Origin of the sequence: Mucilaginibacter pankratovii (assembly GCF_014773265.1) — a bacterium.
Taxonomy (GTDB): Bacteria; Bacteroidota; Bacteroidia; order Sphingobacteriales; family Sphingobacteriaceae; genus Mucilaginibacter; species Mucilaginibacter pankratovii.
In genome coordinates this window covers 334025-360330 of record NZ_JACWMY010000001.1, presented here as the reverse complement: position 1 = coordinate 360330, position 26306 = coordinate 334025, and the positions used below count along the sequence as shown (strand labels likewise).

Sequence of the window (26306 nt, the reverse complement as noted above, 5' to 3'; positions counted from 1 at the left end):
AAAAGCTATGTCAATTGTAACGGGAGAAAAAGAATTTTTTAAGGGAATAAGCCAGATAAAATACGAAGGGCAGCAATCTGATAACCCGCTGGCATTTCGCTGGTACGATGCGGATAAGGTAGTTGCGGGTAAAACCATGAAAGAGCATTTACGCTTTGCTTGTGCTTACTGGCATTCGTTTAATGGCAACGGTGCCGATCCGTTTGGTGGTGCTACGCATGTTTTCCCATGGGATGCCAAGGCAGACGCGGTAGAACGCGCTAAAGATAAAATGGATGCGGCCTTCGAATTTATTACCAAAATGAATTTACCGTACTATTGCTTCCATGATATCGACGTGGTAGATTATACCAATGACGTGGCCGATAACGAAAGGCGCCTGCAGGCTTTGGTAGAATATGCCAAGCAAAAACAAGCTGCAAGCGGCGTAAAATTACTTTGGGGTACTGCCAACGTATTTAGCCATGCCCGTTATATGAACGGTGCTTCTACCAACCCCGATTTCCATGTACTGGCACATGCAGGCGCGCAGGTAAAGGCTGCTATTGATGCTACCATCGCTTTAGGTGGCGAGAACTACGTATTCTGGGGTGGCCGCGAGGGCTACATGAGTCTGCTGAACACCGATATGAAACGCGAGCAGGAGCACCTGGCCAAATTCTTGCATACCGCTAAGGATTATGCACGCAAACATGGCTTTACCGGTACGTTCTTTATCGAACCAAAACCTTGCGAGCCAACCAAGCACCAGTATGATTACGATGCTGCAACCGTATTCGGCTTCCTGCAGAAATACGACCTGCTGAATGATTTTAAACTGAACCTGGAAGTGAACCATGCAACCTTAGCGGGCCATACCTTCCAGCACGAACTACAGGTAGCAGCTGACAGCGGCTTGTTGGGTTCGATAGATGCCAACCGTGGTGATACCCAGAACGGCTGGGATACAGATCAGTTCCCGAATGATATTACCGAGGTGGCAGAATACATGCTCATCATTTTAGAAGCTGGTGGCCTCGCTGGCGGCGGTATCAACTTCGATGCGAAAATCCGTCGTAACTCAACAGATCCTGCAGACCTGTTCTACGCGCACGTTGGTGGTATGGATGTTTTTGCGAGGGCATTGCTTATAGCGGATAACATTCTGCAAAAATCTGACTACAAAAAAGTAAGGGCAGATCGTTATGCTTCTTTTGACAGCGGCGCGGGTAAGGATTACGAGAACGGCGCGCTTTCTTTAGAGGATCTGCGTAACTACGCTGCCGGTAACGGCGAACCTGCTGCTAAGAGCGGAAGGCAAGAATACCTGGAAAATTTGATAAACCGTTATATCTAACAGCCATACCGCTATAAACTTAATATTAAACTGAGCAGATAAATGAAATCCCTCTCGTACGCTGATTACGCGGTGTTTTTGATCTATTTTTTGATCGTAGCGTGTTACGGTTACTGGATCTATCGCCGCAAGCATAATGCCGACGCGACCTCCAAAGACTACTTTTTAGCCGAAGGCTCGCTTACCTGGTGGGCAATAGGTGCTTCTTTAATAGCGTCTAACATCTCGGCCGAGCAGTTTGTTGCCATGAGCGGGAATGGCTTTACCATGGGTTTGGCCATCTCCACCTACGAGTGGATGGCGGCTTTAACGCTGATTATTGTAGCAGTATTTTTTATACCGGTATATCTTAAAAATAAGATCTTTACCATGCCGCAGTTTCTGCATCAGCGCTACAACAGCACGGTTGCCATGATCATGGCCGTGTTTTGGTTGCTGCTGTACGTTATTGTAAACTTAACATCTATCCTTTACCTCGGGGCAATTGCTATCAATGGGATCTCGGGTATTGATTTTAAGCTGTGTATTGCGGGCCTGGCCATTTTTGCCATCATTATTACCCTGGGAGGGATGAAGGTTATTGGGTATACCGATGTTATCCAGGTGTTTTTCCTTATCCTGGGCGGGTTGGTAACAACTTATATAGCAGTAACCAAAGTAGGCGAATTTTACGGTCACCCGGGCTTGTTAAGCGGCCTGTCTGACATGTACACTCACGCCAATGATCACTTTGAGATGGTACTGAAAAAGGATAACCCCAGCTACGGCGACCTGCCCGGCCTTACGGTACTGATAGGTGGTATGTGGATAGTGAACCTTAACTATTGGGGTTGTAACCAGTACATTACGCAAAGGGCGTTGGGCGCTAACCTGAACACGGCACGCAGCGGTATTCTGTTCGCTGCTTTTTTAAAGCTTTTAATGCCGCTTATTGTGGTGTTGCCTGGTATCGCGGCTTATATCTTATACAAAGAGAACGTTTTCAATACCGATATGATGAGCAGCATCAGCAGCAACCACGATAATGCCTACCCGGTATTATTGAATTTACTGCCGAATGGTATTAAGGGGCTGGCGTTTGCAGCCTTAACCGCTGCGGTAGTAGCCTCGCTTGCGGGCAAGGCGAACAGTATCGCTACCATTTTTACGCTGGATATTTACAAAAAGAAGATCCGTAAGGATGCTACCGACCATCAATTGGTTGTAGTAGGTAAAATTACCGTAGTGGTAGCCATGATACTGGGCGTTGCCATTTCTCCATTTTTGGGGATCGATAAAAAAGGCGGCTTCCAGTTTATACAGGAGTATACAGGCTTTGTATCGCCGGGTATCTTTGCCATGTTTATCCTGGGCTTCTTCTGGAAAAAGGCATCATCAAATGCGGCGTTGTTTGCTACAATCGGCGGTTTTGCTTTCTCGGTACTTTTTAAATTCCTGCCTAAGATGGTCGACCTGTCGTCATTGACGGCAAGCGGATTTTCCTATAAAAACGCGGAGAGCGGTCTGTATGAGATCCCGTTCCTGGATAGGATGGGTTTTGTGTTTATCATCTGCGTAGCCGGTATGGTTATTATCAGCCTGATAGATGCCGCTAAGGGCAAAGAAACCAACGGATTGGAAATTGATGCTAAGATGTTTAAAACATCCAATGCATTTGCAGTAGGAGCGATGCTCGTATGCGGGATATTGGTGGCATTGTACACCATCTTTTGGTAAAATAGAGAGGAGTTTTTAAAAACAAAGAAGGGGCGGTTCATATTGAATCGCCCCTTTCTTGTTATATTTTATTTACGTTAAAACCCTATCGAATTGCCGCCATCTACCGGCAATATTACGCCGGTAACATATTTTGCTGCATCTGATGATAAGTAAAATATGGCCTCGGCGATATCGTCCGGCTCGCCAAGCTTGCCCATCGGGGTTCGTGATAATACCTTTTGTTTCCGGTTCAGATCGTTATCCAGCGCTTTGGCCGACATATCCGTAGCGATAAAACCCGGCGCCACGCAGTTAACCCGTATGCCCTGCGGCGATAGCTCGGTAGCCATTGCCCGTGTCATGCCCTCAATGGCTGCCTTGCTTGCGGTGTAGGCAATTACATACGGGATACCGTACTGCGATGCCATTGAGCTAATGTTGACAATGCTACCGCTGCCGGCCACCGCCATGTGTTTAACCACTTCGCGGCTTAATACAAAAACGGAGGTAAGGTTAGTTTGAATGATTCGCTGGAAATCCTCATCGGTTACTTCTGCAAAGGGTTTCTTTTGGTTGATGCCTGCGTTGTTCACCAATATATCCGGCGTGCCAAATTCATTTACAATGCTGCTTATGAGGCCCGGGATTCCCGCAATATCATTTAGATCGAAAACGCGATAGCTGCAAAACTGGCCCAGAAGCGTTGCGGCTTGTTTTAGTTTAGCCTCGTCGCGGCCGATAATAACGGTACTGATCTTGCTTTCTGTCAGTTTTTTTGCAGTAGCTAAGCCGAGGCCGGATGCCCCGCCTGTTACGATGGCCAATTTGTTGTTCAGATGCATTTTTATATGGGGGGCGGTTATTAATTCTTTTTTCGCAGCGATGATTCCCGCACAATTAACTCGGATCTTAACACCACGCTGTGCATTTGTTTAACATCGTAGTTGTTTAAATGCGCTACCATCAGCTTTGCGGCTGCTTCGCCCATTTCATAGCCTTTATAATTTATGGTAGTTAAATTAGGCTCTACCACACAGGTCGTAGGGTCGTTATTAAAACCGGCGAAAGCAATATCCTGCGGAATTTTTACACCGTGCTTTTTAAGCGTTTGTATACAACTGATGGCGCAGAGGTCGTTTGCAACAAACACGCCATCGGGCAACACGGGCATTTTTAATATTTGTTCGGCAGCTGCTATCCCCGCCTGGCTGCTCAGGTCGTTAACTATCAGTAAGTTGTCGTCAAATTCAAGCTGATGTTCTTCCAAAGCTTTTTTATAGCCGTTAAACCGCTCCGAGTAAACACTTCTGAGGAGATTGGCCGTAATATGTACAATGCGTTTGCAGCCCTGGTCGATAAGATGATTAGTCACTTCCCGGGCTGCTTTATAGTTATCTATATAGATCTGCGGGCAGGCAGGGTGTTCAAAAACACGATCGAAAAACACTACCGGTACTTTCCTTTTGATGAAGGGCTCAAAATGTTCTATATCGGCCGTATCATACGCAAGCGAAACCAATAGCCCCTCTACTCTATTATTAAACATAGCTTTGGCGTTGCTGGTTTCTTTCTTCATCGTCTCCAGCGACTGGCTGATGAACAAGTTATAGTTGGCATCGTTCACCACCTTTTCTATCCCGGCTATTACATCAGACATGAAATTGCTGTTCAACCGGGGCACGATAACGCCAATGATATTGCTTTTTTTATTCCGCAGGTTGCTGGCCATCGAGTTGGAGCGGTAGCCCATTTCTTCGGCCGCGTCAACTATCAACTTTTTGGTTTTGTGGTTAACCAGCGGATCATCTTTAAGCCCCCGGCTTACTGTAGCGGCCGAAATTTTAAGCCTCTCTGCTATATCATATATCGTAATTTCCTTCATTCTGATATGGTAGGGCTATTTCTTACCCCGTGTCTCTGCCGTAGTGGATTTAAGCTGTTCATTTGGATGGATAAATATAAAATTTATTTGGCAACAATAATGAATTTTACAATCGATTGTAAAAACATCTTTCAACAATGAAGATAATTTTAAATCTTTGAGAATTGCAACAATTATGCAATTACTTAATAAATGGAGAGAATACTATGGTAGCTAATTTACAACAAACATTCCGCTGGTTTGGTCCTTCGGATCCCGTCACTTTGCAAGCCATCAGGCAAACCGGCGCATCAGGCATTGTTTCCGCCTTACATCATATCCCCTGCGGGGAGGTGTGGAGTTTTGCAGAGATTCAGGCTTACCAGGCTAACATTAATGCGGCAGGTTTTAATTGGGCCGTAGTAGAAAGCGTTAACATTCACGAAGCCATAAAAACAGGCACCGTAGAGCGCGATAAATATATTGAGCGGTACATAACAACATTGGCTAAGCTTGGCAGGGCAGGTATTGGTACCGTATGCTACAACTTTATGCCGGTGCTTGATTGGACCCGCACACACTTGGATCACCGGCTGGCAAATAATGCCTCGGCTTTAAGGTATGATGCCAGCGCTTTGGCCACGTTCGACCTTTATATTTTAGAACGGGCAGGAGCGTATGAAGAATTTACTACCGCACAGCAAGTAGCAGCTAAACATTACCTGGATAGGCTAAGTGCCAGCGAGATAACCCAATTAACAAACACTGTATTAGCTGGCCTGCCCGGCACCGATGAGGTGTTTACCATCGCCGAATTTAAGGAACATTTAAAGAGATACAGTGAAGTGGACTCGGTTAAATTAAAGGAAAACCTGGCGTATTTTTTAAAGGCGATCGTTCCCCACGCAGAAGAGTACGGCATTAAAATGTGTATCCATCCGGACGATCCGCCCTTCCCGATACTGGGTTTGCCAAGGGTGGTATCTACCGGGCAGGATTTGCAGGATGTTATCGATGCTTACTCTTCGCCAAATAACGGTATCACGCTATGCACCGGCTCGCTTGGTGCACGTGGGGATAACGATATCCCGGCGATCATCTCGCGCTTAGGCAGTCACATCCATTTCCTTCACTTGCGCAATGTTCAGCGAGAAGCGGACGGTAGTTTTTTTGAGGCAGAGCATTTAAGCGGCAGTACCGATATGTTTGAAGTGATGAAAGCCGTTGTTGCCGAGCAGGTAAAGCGCCAAAATGCGGGAAGAAATGATGTTGCCTTCCCTATGCGGCCAGATCATGGGCATAAAATACTCGACGACTATAACTACAACACTTACCCTGGTTATTCGGTAATAGGACGGTTAAAAGGCCTGGCAGAATTAAGGGGATTGGAGATGGGCGTTAAACGTGCATTATTTTATTAATCATTTTATGCAATCGATTGTATATTTCGTTTTTTTTGTTCAGATTTGTTTTGTAGACTATAAACCTGCTATAAGTTATTTCCTGAACTTAAACCATGAAGGCAATCATACCGTTGAAACGATTTGCATTTTTTTTAGGGCTCCTGGCTTTTTCGTGTAACGTTTATGCCGATAATGGCTATAAGCTTTGGCTTGGCTATCATGCGGTGGCAGATAAGAAGTTAGCCGCGCAATACGTGCAGCAGTTGCGGTATCTGAAATTTACAATCGGTTCCCCAACGCTAAACGCAGCAAGGGAAGAATTGCTGACGGGTTTGGAAGGCATGCTTTCACTAAAACCTCAAAAAATTGAAAAGCTGGATTATCCAACGCTGCTTGTGGGTGTTTCTTCATCTCTAAACCTTCCAAAAAACACCATCTCCCAAAGCGATATCCAACAAACGGGGAAGGAGGGTTACCTCGTCAGGTCGGTATCTGTCAACAAAAAAAAGTGCATTGTTATAACGGCCCAAACCGACATCGGGGTGTTGCACGGCGTTTTTGGCTTTTTAAAATTGCTGCAAACACAGCAGGCCATCGGCAACTTAAACATATTGGAGTACCCTCGCATCATGTACCGGGTGCTTGATCATTGGGATAATCTTAACCGCACCGTGGAGCGTGGTTACGCCGGCTCATCCATCTGGAACTGGCATAAGCTGCCCGGCTATATCGATCAGCGTTATATCGATTATGCCCGCGCCAGCGCTTCGGTTGGCATCAATGGCTCGGTAGTGAACAATGTAAACGCCAACGCGCTGATGCTGACGCCGGAGTACCTGGAAAAAGTAAAAGCGCTTGCCAATGCCTTCCGGCCTTATGGCATAAAAGTATACCTGTCTGTTAAATTCAGCAGCCCTATCGACATAGGTGGCCTTAAAACCGCCGACCCGCTCGATCCACAGGTAAAACAATGGTGGAAAGATAAAGCAGATGAGATCTACCGCAGCATCCCCGATTTTGGTGGCTTCCTGGTGAAGGCCAATTCCGAAGGGCAGCCCGGCCCACAAGCATACAAACGCAGCCATGCCGATGGTGCCAATATGTTGGCAGATGCCTTAGCGCCCCATAATGGCATTGTGATGTGGCGGGCATTTGTATATGACAACAATGTACCGGATGACCGGGCGAAGCAAGCTTATAACGAGTTTAAGCCGCTCGACGGGCAGTTTAAAAGCAATGTGATCATCCAGGTGAAGAACGGGCCGATAGATTTTCAGCCGCGCGAACCTTTTCATCCACTATTTGGTGCCATGCCTAACACGCCGCTCATGCTCGAATTTCAGCTGACACAGGAGTACCTTGGCTTCTCTACAAACCTGGTTTACGAAGCGCCCTTATTTAAAGAATGCCTTGAATCTGACACCTATGCCATGGGAAAGGGCTCCACGGTTGCCAATATCATCACGGGGAGGTTTAATCCTAAGCTCATTACCGGGATGGCGGGCGTGGCCAATATCGGTTCGGATGTTAACTGGTGCGGGCATCCTTTTGCCCAGGCCAATTGGTATGCGTTTGGTCGCCTGGCATGGAACCCCGCACAAAGCTCGGCAAGCATTGCAGCCGATTGGCTGAAGATGACCTTTACCAATAAACCTGCTTTTGTCGCACCCATGCAAAGCATTATGCTGCAATCGAGAGAAAATACAGTTAATTACATGACCCCGCTTGGCCTGCATCATATTATGGGCGTTAATACACATTATGGCCCCGGCCCCTGGGTGGATAACGCCGGCCGCGCGGATTGGAATGCTACTTACTACCATAAGGCTGATTCGGCGGGCGTGGGATTCGACCGTAGCAGTACCGGCAGTAACGCCGTGGCGCAGTATCAACCGCCGGTGAGAAATCTGTTTGAAAACTTAGCCACCTGTCCCGACGAATATTTATTATGGTTCCATCATGTAAAGTGGGGTTATAAAATGCGGTCGGGAAAGACGCTGTGGGACGAGATGGTGCACCATTATTACATGGGGACCGATTCTGTTAAACAAATGCAGCGCACCTGGGATAAAATGGCGGGCTATGTAGATAAAGAGCAGTTTCAAACTGTGAAACAGTTGATGGCCGTTCAATATGAAGAAGCCATCAGCTGGCGAAATTCCTGCGTGCTATATTTCCAAACCTTTGCAAACAGAACCATCCCGGCAGGGTACGAAAGGCCGGCACATCCGCTAAGCTATTACAGGGACAGGAAATACCTGCTGGCACCCGGCATAGGCGGCAATCAATAAGTAAACCAAGCAATAAATTATAAACCAATGTATCATTCATTAATCAAAGCAAAGCCGTTTTTAATGCTGCCATTAGTTGCGTGCTCTCTGCTGGCCTGCAATTCGCCGGTGCAAAAAGTAAGCACTGCCAGTGCCGATAGCACCAAGGTAAAATTCCTTACTAAGCCGCTCATCAGCAGTATTTACACTGCCGACCCATCGGCGCATGTATTTGAGGGGAAGATCTATATCTATCCTTCGCACGATATTGATGCGGGTGTCCCCGAGAATGATAACGGCGACCATTTTGCCATGAAGGATTACCACATTTTATCGATGGACAGCATCGGCGGTAAGGTTACCGATCATGGTGTGGGTTTCGATATCAAAGATATCCCATGGGCCGGCCGGCAGTTGTGGGCACCCGATGCCGCTTATAAAAATGGTACTTATTATCTGTATTTCCCGGTGAAGGATAAGCAGGATGTGTTTAAAATTGGCGTGGCTACTTCAAAGCACCCCGAAGGGCCTTTTAAAGCAGAACCGCAGCCAATAGCGGGTAGTTTTAGCATAGACCCGGCCGTATTTACCGATACCGATGGCAGCTCGTATATGTACTTTGGCGGCATCTGGGGTGGGCAACTGCAACGCTGGAATAACGGTAAATACGATAGCAATGGCTCTAAAACCGACCTGCAGAAAGATGATGCACCGGCTATTACCTGCAAGGTTGCCAAATTAAAGGGCAATATGCTGGAGTTTGATGGTGCCGTGAAAGACGTAGTGATACTGGATAGCCTTGGTAAACCACTATTAGGCAAAGACCACAACCGCAGGTTTTTTGAAGGAAGCTGGATGCACAAGTACAACGGAAAATATTACTTTACCTATTCTACAGGCGATACGCACCTGCTTACTTATGCTATTGGCGATAGTCCGCTTGGGCCGTTTACCTACAAAGGGGTATTTATGAAACCGGTACAAGGCTGGACAACCCACCACTCCATCATCGAGTTTAAAGGCAAATGGTACATATTTTACCATGATACAGAAATCTCCGGCAAAACCCATTTAAGAAACGTAAAGGTAACCACGCTGGAACACAACGCCGATGGCAGTATAAAACTGATAGATCCGTTTTTGTAAGAGGAATCAGTACCCGGAGGGCCATAGCGATGGGTTTGAAATCTTAATTCGTTTTCTGTCGCTCGCATATTTGACTCACCCCGGGTTCGCTTCGCTGCCCAACCCTCTCTCCGCAAGCGGAAAGAGGGTGAAAAGGGAAAAATAAAAACCCTTCTTTGCGTAGCAGAGAAGGGGCAGGGGATGAGTCAACTCGTGATGCTGACATGACCGCCACGGTTCGAACAAAAGGCTTTAAACCCATCGTATATTACTAATCTTTCGGCTCCCAAAGCTCAATAATGTTGCCTTCGGGATCCATTATGTGGATGAATTTGCCGTAATCGTACTCCGCTATTTCATCAACAATGGTTACGTTTTCTTTTTTTAATTCTTCTATCAGTGCAACCAAGTTTTCCACCCGGTAATTGATCATAAATGGCTTGGTTGAAGGATCGAAATATTTGCTATCCTGCGGAAAGGTGCACCAGGATGTAGAGCCTTCTTTCGAGGGGTCATCGGCCTGTCGCCACTCAAACGTTGTTCCGTATGCGCTGGTAGTTAATCCAAGGTTTTTAGCATACCATTCGTTCATACCTTTCGGATCCTCAGATTTAAAAAATACGCCGCCAAGGCCCGTTACTTTCTTCATGTTTTTTAGTTTTATTTTGATCTATAAATTTACTGTAGCCGTTTTAGATTTATTTTTAAGTACCAGCGCCGCTATTAACGACATGATGATGCCAACCGGCGCAATTTCTAAATAAGTGAACATCACCCTAAAAGGGAAGCTTGATTTGTATGTCCCCATCATTTCCGCCGTTTCCGCCGTTTGCTTTTTTATTTCAGCTGCACTACGTCCGCTTGCCTTCATTTCGGCTACGGCCTGGGCCTGGTATTTTTCGCCGTAATCCGAAGCGAAATAATTAAAGTCTACCAGCCAGATCACCACGTATACGGTGGATGCGATAAGCGTTATCAAAAGACCTATTCCCAGCGCTTTACCAAAAGTGATCTGCCCATTGTTATAAGTATCCCGGTAATTTTTAACACCTACAAAAATGAGCGAGAATGCCAATATCATGGTGGCATAGCCCAAAAATAACTTGGTGTTCAGGCTTAAACTATCGCCCACCAGGGCCTCGCTGGCAACACCCCAGGTAACACTTATCAACCCGGCAAATACGCCGCAGGTCCAAATAATCTTTTTCATTTCTTTTGTTGTTTAAAGTTTAAATCTTCCTCAAAATTGAATTAATGGCTTGTGTTTTCGGTCATACTTTAGGGTGATTTTAAAAAAAGAAAGCATTATAATGGTTACATGTAAACCCTTCAAGCAATTTCTGGCTATTTTGCTCATTTACCAAATCTGTTTACAAATCGCCTATTAGGTCATTCGGTAAGCCACCGCCGTCGCCCGGAAACCACTTTTTTTTGGGGTTATTAAAACCGCTGATTCTCACTGCCTTAGTAATAAACCTGCAAAATAAATAACATCCCATTGTTTCAATCGCGGTGTTAAGCCCGTTCCACAGGATAAACATATAAACAATTTATAATTCAATCCTATGAACATTCTTAACAACAAAGGCTCTTTTGTTACCCGTATAGCGGGTGTTTTATTAACAGGTGTTGTCATTTTATCTTCCTGCACCAAGGATGATAATACCCCAACAGTCTTACCTGCAGGTTTAGCTATCTCGCATGTGTCTCCGGGTTCACCCGAATACAGTTTTAAGCTAAACGGCACCAAAGTGAATATCAAAGCGCTTACTTACAACACATTTAACACTTATGGCGCATTGCAGCCGGGCAGCTACGAATTTAGCATCACCAAAAAAGATTCGGCACGGGTAGTTACCAAATCAACCGTTACCCTTAAAACCGACCAGGCTTACTCTGTATATATTGCCGATGTACCTTCAAAAGCAACTTTAATTGTAACCGAAGACGACCTGAGTGCACCTGCTACCGATAAAGCAAAGCTTCGTTTCGTAAACCTTAGCCCTGATGCAGGAAGCCTGGATCTTGGTATAACAGGTAAAGCAGTTGTATTCTCTAAAACAGATTTTAAAGCAAGCACCGCCTACACATCAGTTGACCCGGGTGCCGAAGTTGGTTTTGAAATAAAAGAAAACGCAGGCACAACCATATTGGCAACCCTGCCTAAAGTAAAAGTAGAAAAAGGGAAGATCTACACCATTTTAGCGAAAGGCTTAAAGGCGGCTACAGATAGCACTAAGCTGGCTTTGGGTGTAATAACCAACAAATAATCAGTGAATTTTTCTGAACACCTTCTGCAATGGCAGGAGGTGTTTGATTTTTTGATGATGGTGTAGCAGGATTTGCGGATAGGTAAGTGATCAAACAAATAAAACGACTTGACAGTGTGATCACCGGTTGTATTGCCGGGGATGAAAAATGTAAAGAATGGCTTTACAGATACTACTACGGGTATCTGAAGGCTGTTGCCAGGCGCTATATTGATAATGCCAGCGACCTGGAAGAACTGGTGAACGACTCTTTTGTAAAGATATTTAAGCATCTGAACAGGTTTGGCATAACCGATGACCCCATTGTTTTGTCCCGCTCGTTTAAAGGCTGGGCAGCCAAAATAACATCGCGTACCGCGATAGATTTCCTCAGGGTAGATAAAAATTATTTCAGGGTGGAGGAGCTAACAGATGATTCGGTAGATGCGGAGCCGGTTAGCATTACCGATAAGATGAATGTGCAGGATATTTTGGCTCTGCTAAATAGCCTGCCCGCCATGCAGAAGGTGATTTTTAATATGTACGAGATAGAAGGATACAGCCACGAAGAAATTGCGGAGAGCTTGCAAATCCCTTATGCCAACAGCCGCGTGTACCTGGCCCGCGCTAAGAAAACTTTACGCACGCTTTATCAGAAAAATATAAACAGCATTAGCTATGCAAGTTGAATTAATAGATCACATCAAGGACGAACTGCAGCATTTTGAGCTGGATTACCAAGACGGTGCGTGGGAAAACTTTAATAACCGGCAAAAAAAGCCGGGGAGTAACGTTTGGTTTTTGCTGGCCAAAGCCGCCGTGTTCCTCTTAGTTTTCTGCCTTTTTTTGGGTGGCCTTAAACTGGGCGGGGATAAGCACCGGGTTGTAACTTTTTCCCGCGGGAAGGCAAGCCAGCAAAGAAATACCGCTAGTTATAATACGCACGAAAAGCATATTATGGCAATCAGACTGAAACCATCCGTTGTTGCCCCGGTTGCGTTTGTGGCCGATGAACAACCTGCTGATACTACCGATGCGATTGTTGTAAGTATAAGCCCTCAATTAGCCTCTGCTACTACTATAAAGTCGGTGCAACCCGCAAAAAAAGCAGCCATAGCTAAAACCATGCAGGATCTGTTACAGGAAGATAGTGGTATTAGAGACATCGCGGCAAATCGCTTACCCGCTAAAGGCCGCTGGAGTTTCGGCTTTGCAGTAGGTGGGGCGCTGGATTCGAGGCAGAAAGGGAATATCAACGTAGGGGCAGAAGTAAACTTTAAACTGAGCGAAAAAATATCCTTAAATACAGGTGTGTTTTACAATCAGATGGGGGCTAAAAAGGCAAATAACGGTGTGATTGCTACCGCAGCAGAAGAGAAGACACTGATCAGCGCGGAGGCGAACATGTCGGGTACCGAGTTACCGCTGCAGGTAAGCTACCATGTAAATAAAAAGTTTTACGCAAAGGCGGGGATATCTGCATATGCCATAGGTAAGCAGGTACAAACACTGCAATTTAGCGAGCAAAAGGCTATAGTTACCAGCTTTATTGACGAACAAGGGGCTGTGCAATACGAAAATAGGATGGTTAAGGAGGTCTCTACCGAATCGGTAACACCGGAAAAGCTTAAGCAAAACAAATTTGTCGCGCTTTATAACCTTTCCTTTGGCTTTGTACAGCCTGTCGCGGGGAATAAGTCCCTTTCGCTCGAACCATATTTAAAGGTCCCGGTTCAGGATTTTTCGGAACAGAAACTTAATCTGTCGCAAGCCGGGGTGCGGGTTGTTTTTAATTTTTGATACTGATCACCTTGCCTGTTACTGGTAGTAAAAGAATACTAAACAAGTAAAAGCCTGTCCGCATTACCGGGCAGGCTTTTACTATTAAACGGGCTTCTTATATAATGTTGGTCGCCACATCGATATTGCCGCGTGTTGCTTTAGAATACGGACAAGTTTGGTGCGCCCGTTCAGTGATTTCGCGGGCTACTTCCGGTGATAAACCGGGCAGGCTAACATTAAGGCGTGCCTGTAAGGAATAAGCGTCGCCGGTTAAAAGCAGGTCAACTTCTGCGTCAACCGCGGCATCGGCCGGGAACCTTACCTTTAACTGACCGGCGGCTATTTTCATAGCGCCAATAAAACAGGCCGACCAGCCCGCTGCGAACAACTGCTCGGGATTGGTGCCGGTACCTGCTGTGCCCGGTGTCGAAAGTTTAATATCAAGGCGATTGTCTGCACTAACGGCCGATCCGCCGTCGCGGCCGCCTGTGGTATGTGTTTTACCTGTGTAAAGCACTTTGTCGATTGTTGTATTTTCCATTTTATTGTTTTTGTTTGTTGATCAAAAGTACCCACGTGGCAAGCTTTATTCAATCAGTAAATAGGCTAAGTGGACTAAGCGGGTGCCGAAATAGACATTATCGGCGCCGAAGATCATCCGGCGGAAGCGTAGTAGAATGATGGGAAAGAATGGAGGAAGCACTGCTGCAATTGCTTGCTTATAGCGGCGGTGTTAGGCTATACAATTCGGTGCTGAGTTTCCTGGTTTCAAACTCGGTGATAGGGTACTTACTCTCGATTAGTTTGAGGAGCATACTTACAGCTATTTCGCCCATTTCGAAGGCCTTTTGCCTGACGTAGGATAAACCCGGTTGCAACAGATCTACCACATCAGAATTGGAGAACCCCAATACCCTAATTTTCTGCGGATCGAACTTTAGCTTCTTTAATGCACGTATGCAGGATATGCTGATCCTGTCGCTGGTAATAAATATCGCGTCAGGTTTATCCATGCCGGATAGTAATTCTTTAACCGCTTCCTCCACTTCCTGGTTATCGCTGCCGCCTTTAAGGCAGTTCCTGATGAGTTCGGGGCGGAAAGGTATGTCGTTTTCAACTAATGCCTTTTGGTACCCGGCGAAGCGTTCGTTGGTGATGGATAACTGTGGCGCATTGGCCAGTACCGCTATTTTTGTGCAGCCGGCCGCAATCAGTGATAGCGTAGCTTCGTACGATGCGTTAAAATTATCCGAGGTAACTTTAAAGGTATCTATCTCCGCAATTATCCTGTCGAAAAAAACGATGGGCAGGCCGTCCTGGTGAAGTTTCTGTAGAAAGGCATAATCGGCAGTGCCGGATGACATCGAGATCAGCAGGCCATCAACAGAACGATTGGCAAGGTGATTTACATTGATCAGTTCCCGTTCGGATGAATCGTGTGTTTGGGTAATGATGGTATGGTACCCCTTTTCGTAAGCGATGGACTCGATACCGGCTATAGCCTGCGAAAAAAAGCTGTTGGCCAGCTCGGGCACAACAATGCCTATGGAATAGCTCCGTTTGTTTTTTAGGCTTAACGCATTGGGGTTCGACTTGTAATTTACCGATTTGGCGTACTCCGCCACAATTTTTTTGGTGGCGGCGCTAATTTCATACCCATCCCTTAAAGCCCTTGAGACGGTTGAGGGAGAAAGCTTCAGCGCGAGCGCGATATCTTTTATGGTGGCCGGTTTATACATTGCTAACGAAGCTAAACACAATTATATGCATAATAAAATTTCAATTAATTTTAGGCTTGTTCGCGTTCGACATGGGGCGCGAACAGCCCGAACAAGCCCGAACAAACATTATTTTAAACGAATCACTACTAAATAAGCCTGTGAAAATGCTAAAAGCGATTTCCCTATGCGGGCCATCGCGTTTTGCGGCCTGCATTTCAATTTTGTACCATTACATTTTTTAACACAAACATATACTTTAACTAACCTGTAGTTCATATTTAATGGCGTGTTTGCGCCCCAACTACCATGAGAAAAATTCTATCCGGCTTAACAGCTATGCTGCTTGCGGCAACCATAAGCTTTGCCCAGGCTCCCGATCCTCACTATCAATTGGTTAACGCAGGGGATTGGGTTAAATCAAAAAATTATTACCTGCTTACTTTATTCGAACAGGATAAAGCGGCAAACGCCCTCCTCAAAGCCGATCCGCAGTTGGCGCAGCTTACGCAGGCCAAACTTAATGCCTTGCAAACATCACTTACCAGCTGCAAAGATGCGCTTTGCCTGCCCGCGCAGCTCAAATTTAGCGATGATGAAATTAAAACGGTGAGCGCGCGGCTGCTTGCCTTGTGTAAAGATGGTAACGCTTTGGGCAGCCTGGTGAAAACACAACTCATCCCATCGGGTACCTTTATATTATACAATACCGGCAAACCAGAAGAACTGTTGGTGAAAGCCTGGGAACAGGATGCTGCCGCTGTTAACCATACCATTGCGGTGTACGCCGAAGGTAAGAAACCTAATTATCCGGCGATAGATTCCATTAGTTTTAATACCAGGAGTAAAGGGTATTACACTTTAATGTACGATTGTTCCAGCGTAGTTTCGGCGGAGATTAAGAATACCCGCCTGTTTTTTGAACCGGCGTTGCAGGCGGCTTTAACGTACCTGGAGATAAACGAAAGGCAGGACGCTGCCGGCTACGAGCCGATGGCAACAACGGCAAACAAAGCGGCGGCGGATCGTGTAAAAACCATCAAATGGGACAAGTATGCCTATTCGCATATACTGGTGCCCGGTGCTGGTCCTGATAATTTAACCACGCCTTTAAGCGGCGAGGGGATGCTGCGCTGCAGGCTTGCGGCTATGCAGTACCGCTTGGGTAAAGCGCCTTTCATTGTGGTTTCGGGTGGCGCGGTGCATCCGTTCAAAACAAAAAATAATGAGGCGGTGGAAATGAAGATCTACCTGCTAAAAACCCTGCATATTCCTGAGAATGTCATCATCATCGACCCTCACGCGCGCCACACCACAACCAATATCCGTAACGATGCCAGGTTGGTATTCAGATACAGCATTCCGTTTAATAAACCCGGCTATATTGTAACTGATAAAGCGCAAATGGATTTTATTATGACGATGGCCGGGCGCTGCCAAAAAGAACTCAATTATGTGCCCTATAAACTGGGTAAACGTATCTCGGAAACCGAACTGGAATTCTATCCGCTGATAGAATCCCTGCAGATAGACCAGGACGAGCCACTTGATCCCTAACATCATCATGAAAAAGACTCTAATACTCCTTGCCGTGTTTTATGGCTTACTTACCGCATTTACCAATGCAGATATCGAAACCAAATTAGAACGTACCATAACTATCGATTCATTAGGCGCCTGCCAGGGTATTTCTTATCAAAACGGGCGGATCTTTTTATATGGCGACAGAGAGGTGGGTATGATCCGCGAATTTAAAATGCTGAACGATAGTTTGGTTTACCAACAGCACGAGATAAAGCTAACCCAGAACGGGCAGGATGTGATCAACCACCCAACCGGCATCGCCTGCAACGGAACCTCGCCCACTTTTATTGGCAACTCCATCCGCTTAAACCCGGAAGGTACCAAATGGCGGGCCGTTATTTACAATGTGGATTGGGCGGGCCTATTAAAAACCGGCACGCTGGACGGCAACCTTATTAATACCATTGAGGATGATGCCTGCATACAGGGAACCCGGCCGGAATATGTGAAATATAACAATAAATGGTACGTGGCTACTGCAGATTACGGCGACCACGGTAACGAGGTAAGGCTGTACGATCCGGAAAAGCTGAAGACAGCCTCGAAAACAAGCGAACCCGGCGTGCTATACAAAAAATTTACCTGTACACCCTGGGTACAAAATCTGCATTGGGTAGCCGACAAAGGCATTTTGATCCTCATCCAGAATAAAGTAGAGGGCCGCCAGTGGCGGTTTACTTATATCGATCTGAAAAAATCAATTGAAACAGGCAAGCAGGTTGTATTGAAAGTGATAGATGAAATTGACAAGCCTGACGAATTGGAAGGCTTCTCGTTTATTGGTAATGGCCAAAAGGGTATAGCGGTAACATCCTCCCGTAAAAACAATGTGAACTTTATGCGTACAGCCTGGTAAAGGAAATTGACAATATCAGGATAGAAGGTCGGCAAAATGCCGGCCTTTTGTATTTTATGTTAATACAAACTTAATGATTAAGTAGCCTTTGCTTAAGATAGGTGGTTTAGTTTTGCTGCAACATTTACAGCGTAACTCATGGCTTCTTGTCATTCTGCTAACAGAAGCTAAATTAATTTAGTAAAAATAAAATTCGCCCATTACTTAAGCAATTGCCTATGTAACATTTTGCCGTCCCCCAAATTTAACAACCGGTGAATGCGCTAACATTCACACGGTTGATGTCAACTTCTTAAATAACAAAAGCGCTCGCATGCTTTTCTGTCATTTTTAAACAATTAACATTTAAAACTATGAAAAAAAAGATTACCCACAATCTTTTTAAACGGTTTAATCATAAACTATTTTTCGCAATTTTTTCGTTTTTGCTGCTTGTAGCCAGTGCTAACGCCGCCACGCAAATATCTGGTACCGTTACCGACGAACATAACCAACCCTTGCCGGGCGTAACCGTTCGCATAAAAAACACTACGCAGGCTGTAAGTACCGATGTGAATGGTAAATACACCATATCGGCCGATCAGGGTACAATCCTAACCTACTCGTTTATAGGTTATGTTACCAGGGAAATAACCGTAGGCAGCACAGCCCTTATCGATGTAAAACTGGTGCCGCAGGCCAATATGCTGCAGGAAGTGGTAGCTATAGGTTACCAGACAATCCGCAAAAGCGACCTGACGGGCTCTATATCCAGTGTTAAAGCAAGCGACCTGAATTTATCTGCCCCAACATTAGGGCAGGCATTAGCCGGTAAAGTAGCCGGTGTGCAGGTATCGCAAACAAGCGGCGCGCCTTATGCGAGCACCAAAATACGGGTGAGGGGAGTAGGTTCCTTCAGCGCCAGTTCCGATCCGTTGTATGTAATAGACGGCTATCCGGCGGGTAACGATATCTTTATTAATCCAGAAGATGTAGAAAGCATAGATGTGCTGAAAGACGCGGCATCTGCTGCCATTTATGGTTCACGCGCCTCGGGTGGTGTAGTGTTGATCACTACTAAAAAAGGCAAAGAGGGTAAAGGCAGGTTTGAGTACGATGTACAAACAGGCATTAACCAGCTGGGCAAAAAAGTTAAATTGCTAAACTCCGACCAGGCCGCCCAGTTACTGATAGATGGTCGCAACAACAGCTACAAAGATCTTTGGATAAACGCCGGCAAAACCTGGAACGATGCCATGTTTTCGGATGCCAATGCAACCCGTATAGCCAACGTAGGTAATGCAGGAAGTGTAAGCATCCCAACAGATCTGTATAATTTCGGCACACAATCTCTTATTCACCAAACCGTTAATACCGATTGGCAGGACGAATTGTACCAAAACGCTTTCTTTCAAAAGCATAGCCTTTCGTTCTCAGGCGCGTCAAGCGGTATCCGCTATTATGTAAGCGGCGGCTACCAAAAGCAGGATGGTATCATCCGTTCTACCGGGCAGGACCGTGTTAACTTCCGCACCAATATTGATGGGGACGTGAGCAAAAAACTGCACGTAGGTGCAAATATCGCCTATACCCAAAATACAAACAGGGAGGCACAGGAAGGCCGTTTTGACCACGGCGCGGTTTTGGGCGCTTTAATTTATATGCCTTATTTCCCGGCTTATAACCCCGATGGCTCGCTGGCAACCAATGCCGAAGCTGCACAGGCTGCGGCGTACGGTTACCAAAGTATAGAAAACCCGGTTGCGCTGGCCACCCGTACAAAAATTACCCGCAAAGGTTACCGCAGTACGTATAACGCCAATGCTACCTATACCATATTGCCGGGCTTTAGCGCCAAGGTTAACCTGGGTACGCAAACCTATAACGAAAAGTACGATTATTACCTGCCAACCAGCTTAAGCAGCGGCGCGTTTCCTCCGGGTTCTACGCAGTCTATAGCTGCTGCAACGGCTACTGCCCAAACCATTACCCAGTTGGATCGCCTTGCCGAGTTTACCTTAAACTACAACAAGCAATTTGGCCAGCATCATTTTGATGCCTTAGCCGGGTACACCGCGCAAAAAACCACCAGCGACCTCATCAGCGTTAGCGCTAAAGGTTTCCAGAACGATAATATCCCCGAGATTACCGGCAAAGGAGCTGATGCCAGCTTTTTCACCCTGAACCCGGTTACCGGCAAATCGGCTTATACCTTGCTGTCGTACCTTGGCCGTATTAACTATAACTACGCCGGTAAATACTTCTTAACAGGTTCGTTCCGTGCGGATGGATCATCGCGTTTTGGCCCGCTGAATAAATATGGTTATTTCCCATCGGTAGCCGCCGGCTGGACATTGTCTGAAGAGCCGTTTTACCATAACCTGCTTGGCGAGCAATCAACCGTTAAACTTCGCGCAAGCTGGGGTTTAACCGGTAACTACAATATCCCCAACTACGGTGTGCAGCAAACACTGGCAAACCCTACCGGTGTGGTTTTTGGTAATAACACCATCACCACCGCTACCTACGCAGGTGGTATAAAAGATGAGAAATTAAGCTGGGAGTCAACATCGCAATACAACGGTGGTATCGATATCGGCTTGTTCCGTGGTCGTTTATCCATCATTGCCAATTATTATTTAAGCTACTCGTACAACCTGTTGTACAACCAGCCTATCTCCGCGATTTCCGGCAGTACCACGATATTAACCAACCTGCGCGATTCAAAGATCCGCAATACGGGTTTCGATCTGCAGTTGGATGGAAAGATCATTCAATCTAAAGATTTTAACTTTAACATGAGCGGTAACATATCGCTTAACCGCAACAAGGTGGTTAAACTGCCGGGCAACAACACCATTATTATTAACGGTGCCGAGCGCTCTTACTTAACCAACATTACTACCCAGGGCCAGCCGGTGGGCATGTTCTACGGTTTTAAAGTGGCAGGTATTGTTACCCCGGAGAATATATCCAAAGTAGCCGCGTCTGCAGCATCAACCAATTCACCAAAATTGGGCGACCTGTATTTTGTCGACACCAATAACGATGGCAAGGTAAATGATGCGGATAAAACCGTAATTGGTTCGCCTTATGCTAAATTCACCTACGGTTTTGCGTTCAATACATCTTATAAACGTTTCGACGCCGGTGCATCCTTTAACGGCTCGTACGGCAACAAAATTTTAGATGGGCAGGATTACTACCTCTACAATATGGAAGGATCCGGCAACCAGTACGCCGATGTGGCCGACCGCTACCGTAACGAAGCCAACCCGGGCAACGGTACGGTTTACCGTGCATCGCGCGGCGGTACCCAAAGTAACAGCACGCGTTTATCAACCTTTTACCTCCAAAGCGGCTCGTACCTGCGCTGTACCAACCTTACTTTAGGCTACAGCCTGCCTAAAACCTTACAAAGCATAGGCATTAGCAAGGCACGCGTTTTCGCCAGTGTGTTAAATGCCTTCACCATCACCAAATACAAGGGCTACAACCCCGATGTAGATTATAACTACTCGGGCAGCACATCAAACAACACCCAGCCGGCCAACCTGGCACCGGGTATTGACTATGGCGCTTACCCGCTGGTGAGGTCGTTCAATTTAGGTGTAAATGTTACTTTTTAAGGATCATATAAAAGAGAAAACAGAGATGAAAAAGAAATTTATAGCTATAGTTTGCCTGGCCTCGTTGGTAGCCATAAGCCCGGCATGTAAAAAAAGCTTTTTGCAGGAATCAGACCCGAACGCCATAACACTGGAGAATAATTTTAAATCGCCAAACGATGTGTTGCTTGCTGTAAACGGTATTTACGAATCGTTAAGAAGCAGCAATAATATCGGGGAAAGCAGCGACCTGTGGACCGACCAGCGTTCGGACGATACCGGTACCAACGATAACCAGAGTAATGCCGGCGAACCGTTTCAGTTTAATAACTTTTCTATTTTGCCCAGCAATACATATTTAAAAAGCCACTGGGTATCGTTATATGGCACGGTTACACGCGCAAACGTGGTGTTATCACATATAGATGCGGTGCCGTTTACCGATCAGAATTTAAAGCTGCAATATACCGCCGAGGCTAAATTCTTACGCGCATTGGTTTACTTCCATTTGGTGCGCCTTTGGGGCGATGTGCCTTTGGTAACCAAACAGCTGTCGTCAACAGAAGTGGCTGCGGCTACTTTCCGCGAAAAGCAAGCGGTTGTTTATGCGCAGATAGTAGGCGACCTTACCGAAGTGATCAACAACAGTCCTCTCCCTAACCTGCAAACAGGTGCCGGAGTAGGCCGCACATCAAAAGCGGCAGCAAACGCGCTTTTGGGCCAGGTATATTTAACTATGGCAACTACGCTGGATGCGGGCACCCGGGCCGATAATCTGGCCAAAGCGAAAACTTACCTTACCGCCGCTTATAATATGAAATCGTTCGGCGCGTTGAGCAGCATTCCCTACACCGATGTGTTTGATGTAAACAAAAAATCTACCTGCCCCGAGCTGATCTTCCAGATAGTGAACAAACAGGGCGATATTAGCTTTAGTTCATCTATAGCGGGTAATTTCCAGGCCAAGGGCGAAACCATCAACTCGCAAAAAGCTACTTCGGGCGTGGGCTACAATGTAACGCGCGATTTGGTTAACGAATACGAAGCAGGCGACCCGCGCATGGCTTACTCCGTTAAATTTGCCAATGATCCTATTGTAAAAGATTATTTTGTAACCAAGTTTCGCGATGTAAGCGATGCCGCCGGCAAATTAGGCTACGGCGGTAACGACTGGATCCTGATCCGTTATGCCGATGTAATATTGATGCTGGCCGAAGTGAACATGTACCTTGGAGATAATGCTTCTGCCATACAATATTTAGATATGGTACGTACCCGTGCCGGTGTAGTGCCTTACGCAACCGCTATGGCAACCCCGGGCTACAGTGCCAAATTTCCAACTTTAAAGCTGGCTATTTTACACGAGCGCCGTGTGGAGCTGGCGTTTGAGCATCACCGCTGGTTCGATCTGCAACGCTTCTTCACTACCGACGAATTGGTTGCGTACTTTAAAAGCAAGGCACAGGCCGATTTCGGATCTGCTCAGTTGGCAAACTTTACCACGAAGGACCGTTACTATCCTATACCGTTTGATGAGTACAAGCTCGATCCGGCTAAGATGTATCAAAACCCGGGTTATTAATTATTAACAAGCAGAAAAAGGAGGGATTTTGTCCCTCCTTTTTTATATTACAATTTTTTAGATGTTTGATATGAAACGTTCAATTCTTTGCGCCCTTTTGCTGTCGATTGCTTGTATGGCCAATGCGCAAAATAAGGTACAGGTTACTGCCCATCGCGGCGACTGGCGCAACGCCCCCGAAAATTCTTTGCTTGCTTTCCAATCTGCTGCGGCAATGGGTGTGGATATGGTAGAGCTCGACCTGAAGAAGACGAAGGATGGCGAGATCATTATTATGCACGACGCCACTATCGACCGCACAACCAATGGCAAAGGCAAACCGGGAGATTATACCTGGGAGGAGATCAGCAAATTTGGATTAAAGAACGGCCTTGGCCGGGTAACCAGTAACCACATCCCCAAGTTAAAAGAGGTGATGCTGGTCCTTAAAAATACAGGGGTAAAAGTAAACCTGGATAAGAGCTACGAATATTACTTGGAAACCTACGCTATTTTAAAGGAAACGGGTACCCTAAAACAAGCGGTATTTAAAGCCGAGGTGACATTTGACGAACTGAAGCAAAAGTATCCGCAACTGATAGACAGTATAATTTATATGCCGGTAGTGAACCTGGATAGGCCCGGTGCAAAAAGGGTGATTGTGGATTATCTTAACAATATGAAGCCATACGCCTTTGAACTGAACTTTACGAGTGATACATCGGCTGTTTTGGCCGATAATAAATTCATTACCAAAACAGGGGCGAAGGTGTGGATCAACTCTTTGTGGGCATCGCTTAATGCCGGGCACGATGACGATACAGCTGTTGAAAAAGGCGATCTGAAGAACAGCTGGGATTGGATCATCGCCCATGGCGCAACCATTATTCAAACCGACCGGCCAGGGCAGATGCTTAAATATCTAAGGAGCAAAAAACTCCATAAATAGCGGAACTAACCGTGGCCTTTTATTTCTTGTTTTAAAATTCCATATCTTTAGGCGAATTGTAGTTACCCATGCTAACTATGCTTTTTGCCTGATTATGAGAGGATTATTGCTCTGCTTTTTTGTATTAATGCCGTTTTTCCTGCTTGCCGATCCTCAAACAAACGATTCGTTTGAAGAATTGAAGGTGGAATTTGGCCGCAAAGGTATTTACGACGGGCAAAAAGAGGCGCATATCCGTAAACTTAAAAATACACTTAACCAGGTAAGCGCAGATGACCTTAAAGGCCAGTTCGAGGCCTGTAGTAAGTTGTATGAGGAATATAAATCGTACCAGTACGATTCGGCGTACGTGTACGCCAATAGGCTGCTTTATATCAGCAGCACCCTCCACGATAAGCCAAAAGAAGATTTCAGCAAAATAAAGGTTGGGTTTATCCTGCTCTCGTCAGGCATGTTTAAAGAAACCTTTGACAGTATGCGGGGGATAGATGTGCACGACCTGGACGACGGTGCCAAGGTAGAGTACTACTCCATTATCATGCGTGCGTATTATGACCTGGCTACCTACAACAGCGACAGGCACTATTCGCCGGCTTATACCGCCACAGCCAATAAGTACATCGATTCGGCCATCGCCTTAAGCAAGCCTGGCTCGTACGATAATATGTACTTCACGGGGTATAAAAAGTATAAGAACGGTTTTAATGACGAGGCAGCCGTTATTTTTTACAAACTGTTGAATTCCAATACACTTACCGAACACCAGAAGGCCATTGTGGCATCAACATTAAGCAATGTTTACCTGAACACGCCGCAGCAGGAAAAAAGCATCCGGTTGCTTATCCAGGCTACCATCAGCGATATCCGTTCATCAACCAAAGAAACCATTGCCTTGTTTTGGCTCGCCGAGATCTTGTATAAAAAAGGGGATATCAAGAACGCCTACGTAGCCCTGGAACATGCCCTCGCCGATGCCGAATTTTATGGAGCCCGTCAGCGCAAGGTGCAAATAGGTACGCTGCTGCCTATAGTAGCATCCGAAAAGCTGCTGTTTATAGAGCGGGAAGAGAAGCTTTACATCCGTAGTCTGAGTATGATCACGGTTTTGGCAGTTTCTATAATTGTTGTTTCTATTTTGCTGTATAAGCGCAATAAAAAGCTGAAGGCTAAAGAAAAGATAATTGAGAAGGTGAACGAGAAGCTGATGGAAGGCACCAAGATAAAGGAAGACTACATCGGGTACTTTTTTAACGTCATCTCGGGTTACATACTCCAGCTGGAGCGGATTAAGCGATCGGTAGATACCAAGCTGCCTGCAAAAAAATACGACGACCTGCAGTTAATGGCCAATAACATTAACATTAAAAAGGAGCGCGAAACCCTGTTTAATACTTTCGACCAGGTGTTTATTAAGATCTTCCCGAATTTTGTGGAGGAGTTTAATACCCTGTTTACTAAGGAAAATCAGATCTGGCCCAAAGAGAACGAGGTACTTACTACCGACCTGCGCATCTTCGCCCTGATGCGCATGGGGATCACCGACACCGAGACCATCGCCAAAATATTGGAGTATTCCGAAAAAACCATCTACGTTTACAAAATGCGTATCAAAGCCAAAGCCACCATCCATGGCGATGAATTTGATCACCGCATAATGGCTATTAAGGCTGTTGATATAAACAGCAAATCGTAACCCATTATCCTCGCTAACCTTTCCAAGGGTTATTAAAAGTGCTGTTATTAATAACACACTAAGGAACCTTCCCAATCATAGGTCCGTTTTCCTGCCGGGCTTGCCTTAATCATCTACCGTGTATGTTTTCGCGGCACTACGCATTCGCAGATACGGGTAATAATAGCCGGATTTTCGATGTAAAACACGGTTAAAACCGTATATAAATACCCTTAGTGTAACCAAATAGTGCTACATCCATTAAATTTTCCAAATTTTTTGTTTTGTAACTTATTATTTATCAAATAGTTGATTTTTTATAAATCACTTTTCCTTTAAATTTTGAGTAAATAAGTAGGTTGCCGTTTTTTTGCTGATTTACTTTGTCTTGTCGCAATACGCTATCCCGGTAACCGGGGCGGTAATGCGAGAATAAGCCAATTATAATTTTTTTTACAGCATTTTTTTTAATCGTGGGTCTGCAAGGTTTTTGCCGGTAACCCCTGTGTTTTGCTGCTGCATTGCGCGCCTTAACGATAGGATCTCTGCTTAAAGAAAGAACAGTTTTACCAGACGATAATTATGGAGATGGAAGATCATTCAACTAACGAAGATTTATTAAACAGGCTTTCGGGCGCTGCAACCGGTATCTGTA

Annotated in this window: 20 protein-coding genes; 14 read left to right on the top strand and 6 right to left on the bottom strand. The window is 45.7% G+C overall.

The genetic code is table 11. From position 1 onward, the window contains the following. Positions 1-7: 7 nt before the first annotated feature. Both xylA and IDJ77_RS01360 read left to right on the top strand, forming a co-directional pair. Positions 8-1336, top strand: coding sequence for a xylose isomerase (xylA, locus tag IDJ77_RS01365; RefSeq protein WP_191187128.1), 1329 nt, complete (start codon positions 8-10; stop codon positions 1334-1336). Between the two features lie 42 nt (positions 1337-1378). After that, entirely contained in the window at positions 1379-3052 is a 1674-nt protein-coding gene (locus IDJ77_RS01360) for a sodium/sugar symporter (protein WP_191187127.1), read from the top strand. 77 nt (positions 3053-3129) lie between these two features. On the opposite strand, the gene IDJ77_RS01355 is transcribed toward IDJ77_RS01360, so the two are convergent. Together IDJ77_RS01355 and IDJ77_RS01350 are read right to left on the bottom strand one after the other, a co-directional pair. Continuing rightward, entirely contained in the window at positions 3130-3876 is a 747-nt protein-coding gene (locus tag IDJ77_RS01355; RefSeq protein ID WP_191187126.1) for an SDR family NAD(P)-dependent oxidoreductase, read from the bottom strand. Positions 3877-3896: 20 nt separating this feature from the next. Next, positions 3897-4916, bottom strand: a complete 1020-nt coding sequence (locus IDJ77_RS01350) for a LacI family DNA-binding transcriptional regulator (RefSeq protein ID WP_191187125.1) — start codon at positions 4914-4916, stop codon at positions 3897-3899. 206 nt (positions 4917-5122) lie between these two features. Here IDJ77_RS01350 and uxuA point away from each other — a divergent pair, with 206 nt between their 5' ends. The 3 genes from uxuA (at position 5123) to IDJ77_RS01335 (ending at position 9714) form a co-directional block, all read left to right on the top strand. Then, positions 5123-6316, top strand: a complete 1194-nt coding sequence (gene uxuA, locus IDJ77_RS01345) for a mannonate dehydratase (protein ID WP_191187124.1) — start codon at positions 5123-5125, stop codon at positions 6314-6316. A 95-nt stretch (positions 6317-6411) separates the two neighbouring features. After that, positions 6412-8589, top strand: a complete 2178-nt coding sequence (locus IDJ77_RS01340) for an alpha-glucuronidase family glycosyl hydrolase (RefSeq protein WP_191187123.1) — start codon at positions 6412-6414, stop codon at positions 8587-8589. 27 nt (positions 8590-8616) lie between these two features. Further along, positions 8617-9714 carry a glycoside hydrolase family 43 protein gene (locus IDJ77_RS01335; RefSeq protein ID WP_191187122.1) on the top strand — a complete coding sequence of 366 codons (1098 nt, stop codon included), beginning with the start codon at positions 8617-8619 and terminating at the stop codon, positions 9712-9714. 250 nt (positions 9715-9964) lie between these two features. Here IDJ77_RS01335 and IDJ77_RS01330 read toward each other — a convergent pair whose 3' ends face one another. Both IDJ77_RS01330 and IDJ77_RS01325 read right to left on the bottom strand, forming a co-directional pair. After that, positions 9965-10342: a VOC family protein gene (locus IDJ77_RS01330; RefSeq protein WP_191187121.1), complete on the bottom strand. Its 378-nt coding sequence runs from the start codon at positions 10340-10342 to the stop codon at positions 9965-9967. 21 nt (positions 10343-10363) lie between these two features. Further along, the gene (locus IDJ77_RS01325) at positions 10364-10903 is read right to left on the bottom strand and encodes a DUF4199 domain-containing protein (protein WP_191187120.1); all 540 of its coding nucleotides are present in this window, start codon (positions 10901-10903) and stop codon (positions 10364-10366) included. A gap of 355 nt (positions 10904-11258) precedes the next feature. Between IDJ77_RS01325 and IDJ77_RS01320 the strand changes: the two genes are divergently transcribed. The 3 genes from IDJ77_RS01320 (at position 11259) to IDJ77_RS01310 (ending at position 13742) form a co-directional block, all read left to right on the top strand. Beyond that, entirely contained in the window at positions 11259-11963 is a 705-nt protein-coding gene (locus tag IDJ77_RS01320) for a DUF4397 domain-containing protein (protein ID WP_191187119.1), read from the top strand. Between the two features lie 86 nt (positions 11964-12049). Further along, positions 12050-12631, top strand: coding sequence for an RNA polymerase sigma factor (locus tag IDJ77_RS01315; protein ID WP_191187118.1), 582 nt, complete (start codon positions 12050-12052; stop codon positions 12629-12631). Then, entirely contained in the window at positions 12621-13742 is a 1122-nt protein-coding gene (locus IDJ77_RS01310) for a porin family protein (protein ID WP_191187117.1), read from the top strand. The genes IDJ77_RS01315 and IDJ77_RS01310 overlap by 11 nt, the downstream gene beginning before the upstream one ends. A gap of 97 nt (positions 13743-13839) precedes the next feature. Here the strand turns inward: IDJ77_RS01310 and IDJ77_RS01305 are convergent, their stop codons facing one another. Beyond that, the gene (locus tag IDJ77_RS01305; protein WP_191187116.1) at positions 13840-14265 is read right to left on the bottom strand and encodes an organic hydroperoxide resistance protein; all 426 of its coding nucleotides are present in this window, start codon (positions 14263-14265) and stop codon (positions 13840-13842) included. Positions 14266-14443: 178 nt separating this feature from the next. Beyond that, entirely contained in the window at positions 14444-15463 is a 1020-nt protein-coding gene (locus IDJ77_RS01300; RefSeq protein ID WP_191187115.1) for a LacI family DNA-binding transcriptional regulator, read from the bottom strand. 288 nt (positions 15464-15751) lie between these two features. Here IDJ77_RS01300 and IDJ77_RS01295 point away from each other — a divergent pair, with 288 nt between their 5' ends. The 6 genes from IDJ77_RS01295 (at position 15752) to IDJ77_RS01270 (ending at position 25672) form a co-directional block, all read left to right on the top strand. Continuing rightward, on the top strand, positions 15752-16999 hold the full coding sequence (locus IDJ77_RS01295; protein WP_191187114.1) for a YdcF family protein: 1248 nt from the start codon (positions 15752-15754) through the stop codon (positions 16997-16999). Between the two features lie 7 nt (positions 17000-17006). Further along, positions 17007-17882, top strand: a complete 876-nt coding sequence (locus tag IDJ77_RS01290; RefSeq protein ID WP_191187113.1) for a hypothetical protein — start codon at positions 17007-17009, stop codon at positions 17880-17882. Between the two features lie 353 nt (positions 17883-18235). After that, on the top strand, positions 18236-21490 hold the full coding sequence (locus IDJ77_RS01285) for a SusC/RagA family TonB-linked outer membrane protein (RefSeq protein WP_191187112.1): 3255 nt from the start codon (positions 18236-18238) through the stop codon (positions 21488-21490). A gap of 25 nt (positions 21491-21515) precedes the next feature. Next, the gene (locus IDJ77_RS01280; RefSeq protein ID WP_191187111.1) at positions 21516-23051 is read left to right on the top strand and encodes a RagB/SusD family nutrient uptake outer membrane protein; all 1536 of its coding nucleotides are present in this window, start codon (positions 21516-21518) and stop codon (positions 23049-23051) included. A 70-nt stretch (positions 23052-23121) separates the two neighbouring features. After that, complete coding sequence (locus IDJ77_RS01275; protein WP_191187110.1) at positions 23122-23979, top strand: glycerophosphodiester phosphodiesterase family protein; 858 nt, start codon at positions 23122-23124, stop codon at positions 23977-23979. A gap of 94 nt (positions 23980-24073) precedes the next feature. Continuing rightward, positions 24074-25672 carry a DUF6377 domain-containing protein gene (locus IDJ77_RS01270; protein WP_191187109.1) on the top strand — a complete coding sequence of 533 codons (1599 nt, stop codon included), beginning with the start codon at positions 24074-24076 and terminating at the stop codon, positions 25670-25672. Positions 25673-26306 lie beyond the last annotated feature (634 nt).